Consider the following 245-nt stretch of genomic DNA (forward strand, 5'->3'; position numbering starts at 1 on the left):
ATTTGTACAAGCCCTCTCATAGGATGAAGTAAAAGGAGGGGGCGGAGATGGCTTTTACCGTTCGAAAAATGGAAGAAACAGACCTGCTGGCTGTTCAGGCATTATTTGCCCGGATGCAAACAAAACAACCAGTAACGTTAGAAGACCCATTGATTGTCGTAGAAAATGACGCAGGCGAATTGATTGCAACAGTAGGCCTGGAAAAAGCCAACATCTACGGTTTGCTCCGGACAATGGTCATGGAC

General features: G+C 46.1%; 1 pseudogene. It reads left to right on the forward strand.

What is annotated here, in order from left to right:
- Positions 1–47 precede the first annotated feature (47 nt).
- Positions 48–245, forward strand: a pseudogene (locus CHH91_RS18860) (GNAT family N-acetyltransferase); the annotation flags it as partial.

The sequence above is a fragment of the Virgibacillus sp. 7505 genome, from assembly GCF_002272135.1.
Classification (GTDB): domain Bacteria; phylum Bacillota; class Bacilli; order Bacillales; family Amphibacillaceae; genus Terribacillus.